This is a genomic window from Aestuariirhabdus sp. LZHN29 (assembly GCF_049985285.1).
Lineage (GTDB): Bacteria > Pseudomonadota > Gammaproteobacteria > Pseudomonadales > Aestuariirhabdaceae > Aestuariirhabdus.
In genome coordinates this window covers 702,387-714,209 of record NZ_JBNIEU010000002.1, presented here as the reverse complement: position 1 = coordinate 714,209, position 11,823 = coordinate 702,387, and the positions used below count along the sequence as shown (strand labels likewise).

At 54.4% G+C, this 11,823-nt stretch carries 10 protein-coding genes and 4 tRNA genes; 4 read left to right on the top strand and 10 right to left on the bottom strand.

Translation table 11 applies throughout. The features are described from left to right. Positions 1-53 precede the first annotated feature (53 nt). On the top strand, positions 54-2,153 hold the full coding sequence (locus ACP3PW_RS10085; protein ID WP_426416564.1) for a carboxy terminal-processing peptidase: 2,100 nt from the start codon (positions 54-56) through the stop codon (positions 2,151-2,153). Positions 2,154-2,157: 4 nt separating this feature from the next. Here ACP3PW_RS10085 and ACP3PW_RS10080 read toward each other — a convergent pair whose 3' ends face one another. The 5 genes from ACP3PW_RS10080 to ACP3PW_RS10060 form a co-directional block, all read right to left on the bottom strand. Next, positions 2,158-2,952 carry a 5'-3' exonuclease H3TH domain-containing protein gene (locus tag ACP3PW_RS10080; protein WP_426416563.1) on the bottom strand — a complete coding sequence of 265 codons (795 nt, stop codon included), beginning with the start codon at positions 2,950-2,952 and terminating at the stop codon, positions 2,158-2,160. Between the two features lie 346 nt (positions 2,953-3,298). Next, positions 3,299-3,375 (bottom strand) — tRNA-Asp (locus ACP3PW_RS10075). 9 nt (positions 3,376-3,384) lie between these two features. Continuing rightward, positions 3,385-3,460: transfer RNA gene (locus tag ACP3PW_RS10070), tRNA-Val, on the bottom strand. A gap of 64 nt (positions 3,461-3,524) precedes the next feature. Continuing rightward, positions 3,525-3,601, bottom strand: a tRNA-Asp gene (locus ACP3PW_RS10065). Positions 3,602-3,605: 4 nt separating this feature from the next. Continuing rightward, positions 3,606-3,681, bottom strand: a tRNA-Val gene (locus tag ACP3PW_RS10060). Between the two features lie 158 nt (positions 3,682-3,839). On the opposite strand from ACP3PW_RS10060, the gene rdgC reads away from it, so the two are divergent. Next, complete coding sequence (gene rdgC, locus ACP3PW_RS10055; RefSeq protein WP_426416562.1) at positions 3,840-4,760, top strand: recombination-associated protein RdgC; 921 nt, start codon at positions 3,840-3,842, stop codon at positions 4,758-4,760. A gap of 365 nt (positions 4,761-5,125) precedes the next feature. Here the strand turns inward: rdgC and ACP3PW_RS10050 are convergent, their stop codons facing one another. From ACP3PW_RS10050 to dapA, 3 genes are read right to left on the bottom strand one after another with little or no spacing between them, the layout of a single operon-like run. Then, positions 5,126-5,941, bottom strand: coding sequence for an MBL fold metallo-hydrolase (locus ACP3PW_RS10050; protein WP_426416561.1), 816 nt, complete (start codon positions 5,939-5,941; stop codon positions 5,126-5,128). Positions 5,942-5,992: 51 nt separating this feature from the next. Continuing rightward, positions 5,993-7,099, bottom strand: a complete 1,107-nt coding sequence (gene bamC, locus ACP3PW_RS10045) for an outer membrane protein assembly factor BamC (RefSeq protein WP_426416560.1) — start codon at positions 7,097-7,099, stop codon at positions 5,993-5,995. 43 nt (positions 7,100-7,142) lie between these two features. Then, positions 7,143-8,018 (bottom strand): 4-hydroxy-tetrahydrodipicolinate synthase, encoded by an 876-nt coding sequence (gene dapA / locus ACP3PW_RS10040; RefSeq protein WP_426416559.1) that lies wholly within the window; start codon positions 8,016-8,018, stop codon positions 7,143-7,145. 193 nt (positions 8,019-8,211) lie between these two features. Here dapA and ACP3PW_RS10035 point away from each other — a divergent pair, with 193 nt between their 5' ends. Further along, the gene (locus ACP3PW_RS10035) at positions 8,212-8,697 is read left to right on the top strand and encodes a peroxiredoxin (protein WP_426416558.1); all 486 of its coding nucleotides are present in this window, start codon (positions 8,212-8,214) and stop codon (positions 8,695-8,697) included. Between the two features lie 110 nt (positions 8,698-8,807). On the opposite strand, the gene ACP3PW_RS10030 is transcribed toward ACP3PW_RS10035, so the two are convergent. Both ACP3PW_RS10030 and ACP3PW_RS10025 read right to left on the bottom strand, forming a co-directional pair. Next, positions 8,808-9,896, bottom strand: coding sequence for an AI-2E family transporter (locus ACP3PW_RS10030; RefSeq protein WP_426416557.1), 1,089 nt, complete (start codon positions 9,894-9,896; stop codon positions 8,808-8,810). Positions 9,897-9,907: 11 nt separating this feature from the next. Then, positions 9,908-10,147, bottom strand: coding sequence for a sulfurtransferase TusA family protein (locus ACP3PW_RS10025; RefSeq protein ID WP_426416556.1), 240 nt, complete (start codon positions 10,145-10,147; stop codon positions 9,908-9,910). Positions 10,148-10,358: 211 nt separating this feature from the next. Between ACP3PW_RS10025 and ACP3PW_RS10020 the strand changes: the two genes are divergently transcribed. Further along, positions 10,359-11,807, top strand: coding sequence for a M48 family metalloprotease (locus ACP3PW_RS10020; RefSeq protein WP_426416555.1), 1,449 nt, complete (start codon positions 10,359-10,361; stop codon positions 11,805-11,807). Positions 11,808-11,823: the final 16 nt, after the last annotated feature.

Genomic DNA, 11,823 nt, shown 5'->3' with positions numbered 1-11,823 from the left:
CAACTTAGGCTTTATCGCTCCAACACCTTATCGCGAATAATTGAGAGATCTCCATGGTTAATCAGGCAGTCACCAGAACCTTAACGATCATTGCGGCCCTGCTGCTGAGCTCGCTAGCTAGCGCCAAGGTTCTCCCACCGGACCAGCAACAGCTCATCCCTCTGGAGCCAACCCGAGAGCAAGCGATCGCCAGCGTAAATATGGTCCAACTACTACGCCGAGCCCATTACGAAAAAATCCCGCTGGATGACGAGCATTCCAGCAAGATCCTTGACCGCTATCTATCCAGTCTCGATCCCGCACGCAGTCACTTTACAGTTAGCGATATCGAGCGTTTTGAAGCCTACCGTGACCAACTCGACAACGCCTTGAAGACCGGCGATCTAGCCCCCGGATTCGACATCTACAACATCTATCAACAAAGGGTAGAGGAGCGCATTCAGTTTTTGCTTTCCCACACCGGTGACCAACTCAGTCGCCTCGATTTCGACCGTGAGGAAACTATCGAAATAGACCGTAGCGAACAGCCCTGGGCCAAAAACACCAAAGAGCTTGAAGACCTGTGGCGACGCCAGCTCAAGGACAGTGTATTACGGTTAAAACTTAACGATAAAAAACTCGAAGAGATCAGCGAGCTACTGGATAAACGTTACCGCTCGCAGCTTAACCGACTCTACCAGAGCAACAACGAGGATGCGTTTCAGGTTTACATCAACGCCTACGCCCGCATCTACGACCCCCACACCCAATATTTTTCACCTCGCAACGCCGAGAACTTTGATATCAATATGAGCCTCTCGCTTGAAGGTATCGGTGCTGTTTTACAGGCAGAGGACGATTACACCAAGGTCGTGAGTCTGGTCGCCAAAGGGCCAGCAGACAAAGCCGGTCAACTCAAACCCGCTGATAAAATCGTCGGTGTCGCCCAGGGAGAGGATGGGGAGATGGTCGATGTTGTCGGCTGGCGCCTGGATGAAGTAGTACAGCTGATTCGCGGCCCCAAGGCCTCTGTCGTTCGCTTGTCGGTCATCCCCTCTGATGGAGACAGCGGAGTTACCCGCACCTACAGCATCACCCGAGAAAAGGTAAAGCTGGAGGAGCAATCGGCCCAAAAAAGCATTATCGAACTGGAGCACGAGGGCAACCCCTATAAGCTGGGCGTCATTCAGATCCCTGCGTTTTATATTGATTTCAAAGCAGCCCAAGCCGGGGACCCGAACTATAAAAGCACCACCCGTGATGTGAAGCGCCTGCTATCGGAACTTGAGCAGGAAGGGATCGACGGGCTTGTTATTGATCTGCGCAGTAACGGAGGTGGCTCCCTGCAGGAAGCTAACGAACTCACCGGACTGTTCATCCCCGGAGGCCCTACAGTTCTGGTACGCGATGGTAGAGGGCGAATCGATGTACAGAAAGACCCCGACAACAACCTTGTCTATGACGGCCCTATGGCGGTTATGGTCGACCGCTTGAGCGCATCGGCGTCTGAGATTTTCGCCGGCGCTATGCAAGATTACCAACGAGCACTGATTATTGGTGGCCAGACGTTCGGCAAAGGCACGGTGCAAACCATTCAACCGCTCAACCACGGACAGCTCAAACTCACCCTGGCCAAGTTCTACCGCATCTCGGGCAAGAGTACCCAGCACAAGGGGGTCGTGCCGGACGTTCACTTCCCATCAAGGTACGACACCAGCAAAATTGGCGAAAGCGCGCTGGATGACGCCCTGCCCTGGGACCAGATCAGACCGGTTACCTATATGGGCTTTGAACCTACCGAGCCCTACCTGCAAAAGCTGCAACGCCAGCATGAAGCTCGCGCTGCCAACGATCCCGATTTCACCTACCTGCAAGAGCAAACCCAACTGCGCCTTGATCAGGAACAGCGCACCGTGCTTCCCCTAAGAAGCAGCGAGCGCAAACAGCAGTACGAAACACTGCAAGATCAACGCCTGGCGATTGAAAACCGCTACCGTACAGCCCGCGGAGAAGATCCACTGGAGGCGTTAAACGATGATGATGAGAGCAGTGTCCCTGCCCCACACAGCAGCAGCGACTCGGCAGAGAAAGGCGACGCCTTTGTAAAGGAAGCCGGCACCATACTCCTCGACTACATCAACATGTTGCAACGAGTAGCGGCTAACGCCTCCTGAGTTGTCACCCGGTCTGGGCGCGCAAGCGCCCATCGACCCGGAGCGCCTTCAAATTACCCACCGAGGGAAGATTCAGATTAGGTTCCAGCAGTTGCCGGTAAAGCAGGGCCTGCTGTCGTTGCGCATGCAACTGCTGACCCACCTTTCCCTCTATGGAGGCCGCTGCAGCCAGCACATTGTGCAAACTGCCATAGTGCCCAAGTAGCTCCGTTGCCCGCTTGGGACCAATGCCGCTAACACCGGGAATATGGTTGCTACTATCCCCGCTCAGCGACCAGAGATCCCTAAGCTGCAATGGCCCCACGCCAAAGCGCTCCCGCACCGCCTGCGGGCACCAGTCAAATGGGCGAAAATGATCCCGAATCTCCACCTGATCACTGAGTAGTGGCAAAAACCCTTTATCCGTCGACAGTATCCGAATACCCAGGGGTTTGTGAACCAGGCGTGCCACCACCGCAGCAATCACATCATCGGCCTCCACCGCCGGCTGCTCAACCAACGCCACCCCCTCCACCGCCAAGCGCTGCAACAGCAGTGGTAAGTATTGCTGTAGATCTGCGGGCATGGGTTTGCGCCCCTGCTTGTACCCCCCATAGAGCTGATGACGCCAACTGGGCCCCGCGCCGTCCATCACCATCAGCAGATGGCTTGCTTGCGCCTCGCGAATGGCCCGGCGCAGTGATGCCAGCAACCTGACATCGAGCTTATCCACAGACTGTTGAGCTCCATGAATACGACGCACCAAATTGAGGCCATCGACCAGCAGCAGCTTTATTTCGGGGGTTTCAGCAGTGTACATATTGAACCTTTTTCGCCCGCCCATTGTTGTCCACAAAAACTGTGGATAGATATGGGGACAAAGTATGGAAAAGCGCTTAAGAGTGCATACATATGCCCCGATATACAGATTGTATGTTTTTTGATCAATAACTTATCTTTATTTTTCAATAACTTACGCTCGTTGATATATTTCAACTCAGCATATTGTACACAGCGAGCCACCACCTGGGCGACAGCGTTATGTGCATAACATGAAGTAAAACGAGCTGTAAAGCAGATAATAATTATTATTTTTGAGCCAAAAACGCAGACGACAGGCACGACGCGACACTGCCAGGAGCAGGGCGTGAATCAAGAAAAAGTGTTGGCGGAGCGGACGGGACTCGAACCCGCGACCCCCGGCGTGACAGGCCGGTATTCTAACCAACTGAACTACCGCTCCGAAAAGAAGTGGTGGGTGGTGACGGGATCGAACCGCCGACCCTCTGCTTGTAAGGCAGACGCTCTCCCAGCTGAGCTAACCACCCAGTTTGAGGAATCCTCAAATGGTCTATTGTATCTATCCAACCCTCTTCCCTGACCGAGAAAAGATGGCGGAGCGGACGGGACTCGAACCCGCGACCCCCGGCGTGACAGGCCGGTATTCTAACCAACTGAACTACCGCTCCAATTTGGTGGGTGGTGACGGGATCGAACCGCCGACCCTCTGCTTGTAAGGCAGACGCTCTCCCAGCTGAGCTAACCACCCACTACGTTGGACGGCGCGAATTATACGCAGCAACACGAAGCGAACGCAACAGTTGCCCGGCACTTTTTTCCAAATCATCCGGGAAGTAAAAAAAACACGCTGGAGAAAATGATTCTGCTAACATAAGCCCCCCTTTTTGAGAGCATAAATAGCCGACCATGTGGTTCAAGAATCTAATTATTTACCGCTTCACCAAACCCTTTACCGATAGTGCAGAATCACTCGAGCAACAGCTGCTCGACGGCGCATTCAAACCCTGCGGCAAACAGGAGCTGTCCAGTTATGGCTGGGTACCTCCGCTGGGTAAACACGGAGAACTTCTGGTTCATAGCACCAACGGCTACCTGATGCTTTGTGCACGAAAGGAGGAGAAGATGCTTCCTGCCAGTGTCGTGCGGGATATGGTGTCCGACAAAGTGCAACAGATAGAGGATGCCGAGCATCGCAAGGTGTACAAAAAGGAACGCGACACCCTAAAGGATGAGATCACCTTCGATCTGCTTCCCCGAGCCTTTACCCGAAGCGGTGCAACCTACGCATTCATTGCACCCAGGCAGGGCCTACTGTTGGTCGACGCCTCCTCGGTTCGGCGTGCAGAGGAACTGGTGAGCTACCTGAGGGGCAGCATGGGGAGCCTGCCGGTCATCCCCCCAGCCCTGAAACATGCCCCTGCCAGCGTTATGACCCAATGGCTGGAACAGACACCCTCCGCCTTTGAGTTGGGCGATGAGGCAGAGCTCAGTGAGCCTGGAGACGAGGGGGGAGTTATTCGCTGCAAACGGCACGACCTGACCGCCGAGGAGATTCGTATTCACCTCGAGGCGGGCAAGCAGGTCAACAAGGTGGCTCTAGGCTGGAACGACCAGGTCAGGTTCCTGCTGAGCGACGACTTTACGCTTAAACGCTTACGCTTTGGTGAGGAGATTCAGGAGCAGGCCAGCGACCAGGGCGGAGATGATGCCGGCAGCCGCTTTGACGCCGACTTTTCACTCATGAGCGCTTGCCTGTGCAGCCTGGTGGAGCAGCTCATTGAGGACCTGGGGGGGGAAGATCGCGCCCGCCTCGACGACGACGCCTGAGCAACCCAGGGGGCCGCCCGTGGGCGGCCAAAGCAGATGATAACTCCTCACTTAATTACCCACAGGATCTGTGGATAACTCTGTGCATTAGGGTGGGAGAACCTGGTATATCCCACTCCCCTATACCTTCGCGTACAAACTGATCATTTTTTGAACAACTAGCCCATAAAAACACTAAACTTAAGATTAATTTATTATTATTCAATAAGTTACAAGACTGTATTGATATTCTAAAGAGAAGTGCAAAGTAACCTTGGCGCCCTTTCCAGGCGCGGACCGAGTCGAGCAGCGCAGCTGTGGATAGAAAATTACGCCACACCCCCTGAAACCCCTACTGGCACGGGCGATAGAGCCCTTTATACACCCTATTGCAGCGGCTGCCCGGCGGCACCACCGGGGTCGAATTCGATAGGTTCGGGCCGAGCCTCCAACTCAACCCACTCAAACCCATTGGCCTGGTCGGCAAACCGCAGCCGGCTCCGCTCTATATGCGGTAGCAGTTGCTCCAATACGAGCTCGCTGTCATTGTTTTGTTCACTAATATGGGCAACCACCAGGTGTTGAATACGAGGCGTATCGATCAGTCTCAGCAGCTCTGAGGCTTGCTGATTACTCAGATGACCGTAGATACCCCCTACCCTGCTTTTTAGCGAGGGGGGATAGGAGCCCACCGAGAGCATATGGGGGTCGTGATTACATTCGAGCAGCATTCCGTCACAATCCCCATAGCAGTCAGCAACATGACGGGTGATACACCCCAGGTCCGTCAACACGCCCAGGCTCATACCTCCCGCCCGGAAGATGTATTGCAGGGGCTCACGCGCGTCATGAGGCACGGCGACGGGTAACACTTCGATCTCCCCAATCGCAACCGGCGCTGCATCGGCAATAATTTGTAAGCGCGGAACCGAATCCAGTTTGCCAACGTAGCGGGTTCCTGCACTCAGATACACAGGAATATCGAAGCGGCGAGCCAGAGCCGCGACCCCATTGATGTGATCACCATGCTCATGGGTAACCAGTATCGCCGTCAATTGCTCAGGCGCTACACCCCGGCAATCAAGCCGTCGCAGGGTCTCCTTGAGACTAAACCCGCAATCGACCATCAACAGGGTATCACCCGAGCGAATCAGGGTGCCGTTACCTTTACTGCCACTACCAATGGAGGAGAACTGCATCATAGGAGGGGATGAGCCCTCCCCCCCAAAAACGGGAGGAGGGCAAAAAACCACTTAACTCAGCTTGTCTTTAATCAGACTTAACAGATCCGCACTGATCTCTTTGGGTGCCAATTCGTTTACGCTTCGTTCAAGGGAAACCTTAACCTGCTCTCCTGTACGACTCAGGCGCAACTGATAGCGCTCCACGGTCACGGTCTCTTTATCGTCGTCGCCAAACCAGCCACTGAAAAAGCCCTCTTCTGGTGCTTCCTCAACGGTCAGTGACTCTCCAGAGTTGATCTCCAGATAGTAAATGCCGCTGCTGCGATCACGATCGACAACCTGAACGGCGGTATCAGAGAGTGCTCGCCCGACCGCAGCCCAGCTGCGGTCAAACGCTAAATCGAGTCGCAGAATGGGATTTCCATTACCGTCCTCAACAAGCTCCGTACGACTACCCACATCCAGCTCCTGGGCGACAAGGGAAACCGACTCCGTTTCGCTGCTGTTATTGGATATAAACACCAGCATCTCATTGAGCATGGACGACTGCATCAGGTCACTGCCCTCATCAACGCCCCACAAGATTTCAGGGTCCGTTTCATCGGTTGGCGCTCGTGCGTGGAGCAGGTGAACCTCTGTGGAACCCGAGGTTACGCCTTGCTGGATATTGATGCGGAACTTCTCCTGGCTCTCCCCTTCGTCGTCGGCACCAAGCACACTGCGAATCAATCGCCGCACCTGATCCTTCTGGCGCTCTTCGTTTAGAACGACCCAACGGGTTTCCATTTCGCCGTTTGAGGGGTCATTTACCTGGAGCTCAACATCACTGGCTTCCCAAAACTGGATTAGAGCCGGCCACACCTGCGATGGAGTTTTCCGCGCAAGGATCCAGCGTGCATTGCCATCCTGTTCGATACGGAAATTTTCATCATCGGCAGCCAATACCACAGCGTTCGGCCGGGGAACGACAAACTCGGTAACCGTAGGGCGTTGATCACGGTCGGGTATCGTCATGGAGTCACCGAGCAAACTTCCCTCGTAGCCTTCGGGCAGAACCATCGGCGGATACAGCTCGGCGCTTAGGTAATCATTGGTACGGTCACGGATGTAATCGTTCACGCAACCACTGATAGAAACAGTGGCGGTGAGTACAGCCAACATCCTCAATATTCGCATTCAGTGAAGCCTCAAAATTTCAAATTAGCCGTATTAATCGGTGTTACAGTAATCCGCAGCGCTTCATGGCGTCGCGCACTGCGTCATGCGCTCCTTCTGCGAGGGGCGTTAGCGGTAAACGGATTCCGCCCTCGATCAGCGCCATCTGCTGCATCGCCCACTTCACTGGAATAGGGTTGGACTCAATGAACAGGTTAGTGTGCAAAGGCATGAGCGCCTCGTTCAAGCGCCGAGCCGCATCAGTCTCACCCGCCAATGCCAACCGGCATAACTCAGCCATGCGTGCCGGAGCGACGTTGGCCGTTACCGAAATATTTCCCTGGCCACCCGCCAGAATCAGCTCCACAGCGGTAGGGTCATCCCCTGAGTAGATAGCCATTTTGCTACCGCAGCTGGCGATCAGGCGACGAGCCCGATCGATATCCCCGGTCGCTTCCTTAATACCGGCGATAGTATCAATATCCGCCAGGCGCTCAACGGTTTCTGGCAACAGGTCGACGGAGGTTCGCCCCGGTACGTTATAGAGAATCTGAGGTATATCAACCCGTTCAGCGATGTACTTGAAATGCTGGTACATCCCCTCCTGGGTGGGCTTATTGTAATAGGGGGTCACCAGAAGACAGGCGTCCACTCCCAGCCCCTTGGCTTCCTCCGTCAGCTGCAACGCTTCATGTGTCGAATTGGCCCCGGTTCCTGCGATCACGGGGATACGCCCCGCTACCTGCTGCACCACCCGGCTAATCACCTGACAATGCTCGGTAACGTCGAGGGTTGCGGACTCTCCCGTAGTGCCCACCGCGACGATGGAATCGGTTCCTTCACGCAGGTGGAAATCAACTACGCGGGTCAACCCGTCCCAGTCGACACCGCCATCCGCGTGCATCGGCGTAACCAGCGCCACCATGCTGCCCGTTATCATTTAAACCGCTCCATCGAATCAAAAAAAGAGGTCTATGTTACTGAGCCGTAGAGCCAAGCACAAGCTCCACCGAATAGCCTTTTCAGGCATTAAAAGGGTTGCTTCAATGCCGTCAAACTGATCCTATTACAGCCTTTGAGTTAGCGCCCTGGAATCTATTAGTGCAATCTTTCAAGTAAGGAGCAAACTGCCCATGAGCGTCTCTATCGCAACCCCCATTCCGGACTTCAACGCCCAGGCAACCAGCGACCGGTGCATTAGCCTTTCAGGGCTCCGTGGATCGCAAGTTGTCCTCTATTTTTACCCCAGGGACAGCACCCCAGGCTGCACCACCGAAGGTCAGGATTTCCGCGACCTACATTCACAATTTGGCGAAGCAAACACCCTCATAATCGGCATCTCCCGGGATTCACTTCGCGCGCACGAAAACTTCAAGGCGAAGCAATCTTTCCCCTTCGAACTGATCTCCGATAGCGACGAGGCCCTGTGCACCGCGTTTGATGTGATCAAGATGAAAAACATGTACGGCAAGCAGGTACGGGGCATTGAGCGCAGCACCTTTTTGATCGACAGCGAAGGGGTGCTACGGCACGAGTGGCGCAAGGTAAAGGTAAAGGGTCACGCCGCCGAGGTATTGGCAGCGGCTACCGCACTGGCAAATCAAACCAGCGCTGATTAGGGGCGAGGAGGCGACTCCCCTCTTGTTTCGTTGCCGCGATTAACGCGCAACCGCCTGGAAGCTGCTTGTATCCAGGCGCTTGTATCCAGGCGGTTGTATCTTAAAAAGTATCAACCCGCGGAGGATTCACCATCACCGGGCTGGATACTATCTGACTGGGTCGGCCAGGCGGTCATTAGCGCCTTGAGCAACGTCGCCAGGGGGATCGCAAAAAATACGCCCCAAAAACCCCACAAACCACCAAACACAAGCACCGCGACAATAATAGCAATGGGGTGCAAGTTGACCGCCTCGGAAAACAACAAAGGAACCAGTACGTTACCGTCCAACGCCTGGATCACGCCATAGACCACCATCAATATAAAAAACTCGTTACCCCAGCCCCACTGAAAAAAGGCGATCAGGGCAACGGGTATCGTGACTACTGCGGCACCGATATAGGGGACCACGACCGACAACCCAACCAATAGAGCAAGCAAAGCCGCATAGCGCAAATCCAGTACGACGAAGCCCAGGTAGGTCGCGGCCCCGACAATTAAGATTTCGATCGCTTTTCCCCGCACATAATTTGCGATCTGGTCACTCATCTCCGCATAAACCTGCATCATCATCGGTCGCTGGGCGGGCAACAAGGAGCCGGTCCAGCTGGCCAAAAGCGCACTGTCTTTAAGAAAAAAGAACACCAGAATCGGCACCAGTACCAGATAGATCAGCACGCCGACAAAACCGGGAATACTGGAGAGCGAGAACGAAACAAACCACTGCCCTACATTGGTAATCTGCCCGTTGAGGGTCTCTATCCATACCGTGACCTGGGTTTCGGAGATAAAGCCGGGGTATTTTTGCGGAAGCACCTGCAGGGCATGCTGAGCATCGCCGATCATACGCGGTAGCTCATTAAACAAGCGTGACATCTGATCGCCGATTAAGGGCACCAACACCAACAGTATCAGCAGAAAAGTGGTCAAGAAAATCAAGAAAACAACGGTTACCGATAGATTATGGGATACCCCCCTCCCTTTGAGCTGGTTAACAACCCCTTGCAGCAAAAACGCCAACACCATTGCCGCAAACACCGGCGCCAGCATGGACCCCATCGTCAACACGACAACAAAGCCGATAATTAATAACACCGATAAAATTACCGCTTCCTCGTCCGAGAAATAACGGTGCAGCCACCCCTTAAAAAACCGAGTCATGCTGATATCTTTCACGAATTACCCTTTTGTACGACGTGCACGTAAATACCTTCTTGCTCATTAGTGGACAAAAGCCTGTGTCCGGCCACCTCACAAAAGGCCTGAAAGTCTCGCACTGATCCCGCGTCGGTCGCCTCTACGCGCAATACCTGATCCGCAGACATGGTATTGAGCGCCTGCTTCGCCTTAAGCAGCGGCAAAGGACAACACAAGCCTTTCGCGTCAAGTTCGACATCTATCGCAACACTCACAGGTTTCTCCCCAACGGTTATTCACACGATCTGTCATCAGGTTTGCCGCTGCCCCACCTGACCGACAATTAAAATTGCACAACGATAGTAACCGATGCCTGTCCCAAATTCCCATAGTACCAAAGCTGTTATCACCACCCGCCGGCTAAAGAGGCTGGGAAAGGTGGCGAAATATCGGTAAAGTCATTCTATCGAAAGGAAACGGTACAATATGCATACAATCACCAAGACGATGGTGCTCGGCAGTCTACTTTGGTTCGGCACGCTTGCCCCCGCCCATGGGCAGGAACAAACACTCCCCTCCCTGGGGGACAGCTCCTCCAGCATCGTATCCTCCCAGCAGGAATACTATCTTGGCAGAGCCTGGCTGCAAGCCCTGCGGAGACAGGCACCAACCATCGCTGACCCGGAGATGAAGGAGTACACCGAAGGGCTAATCTACCGCTTGGTTGAAACCAGCGAAGTAACGGATCGTCGGCTTGAGGTGGTTATAGTAGATAGTCCTGAGCTCAACGCATTTGCCGTACCCGGGGGTATCGTCGGCATCAACGGCGGGCTATTTATCTATTCCGATAACGAACAAGAGTTCGCCTCGGTACTCGCCCATGAATTGGCTCACCTTAGCCAGCGCCACTTTGCTCGGAACGTCGAGGAAGCAGAGCGCAATCGAATTCCCAGTCTGGCGGCAACCCTGGCCAGCGTCATACTGATGGCGGCAGGGGGGGGCGATGCGGGCATCGCTGCACTGGCGGGAAGTCAGGCGGCATTCCAAAGCCAACGGATGAAATTCAGTCGCCAGAATGAGCGCGAAGCCGACAACGTGGGGATTCAAAACCTGGCACGCGCCAATATGGACCCAAGGGCCATGCCGGCCATGTTTGAAGCCATGAGTCGGGCCAGCCGATTCTCGGGCCAGAAGCCTCCCGAGTTTCTCTCCTCCCACCCCGTTACCGAAAATCGGATTGCGGAGTCGAGGGCTCGGGCAGAGCAGTTTCCGTTAAAACACTTCAAGGACAACCCAAGCTACCACCTGATGCGAGTCAAGGCTCAAGTTCATTATTCCCGTGATATTAACCAAGCCGTAAGCCGATATCAGGAGGAGCTAAAAAACGGGTCCAGCACTCCCGAGTTTGCAGTGCGGTACGGGTTGGCCGTCTCCCTGACCAAGGCCCAACAACTCGACAAGGCGGAAAAGGCGCTAGCCCCCCTGATCAAATCGGAACCTGACAACATCCATTATCTGATTGCCCAATCCCAAATCGACAGTCGGCGAGGCGATTACCGGACGGCGGGCAAACGACTGAGCGGTGCCCTCGAACTCACGCCCGACAACCTGCCCCTCACCATGAACTATGCAGATATCTTGTTGGCGGAGCGCAAGTACAAGCAAGCCGATCAGCTGCTCACACAACTGGTCAACAAGCGCCCAAGCGATCCGGATATCTGGTACATCCTGGCCGAAGTACGAGGGCTCGCCAAAGATATAACCGGCGTGCACTTGGCGCGAGCGGAGTTTTTTCGGCTCACCGGCGACATGGATCAGGCCATTAAGCATCTGGAGTACGCCCTGACCCAGGTTCAAGGAAACTTTGCGCTAACCTCAAAGATTCAACAGCAGATCAAAGACCTGCAAGTTTACCAGAAGAACATGGGATTCTAGCCCGTAGCAGGACCCC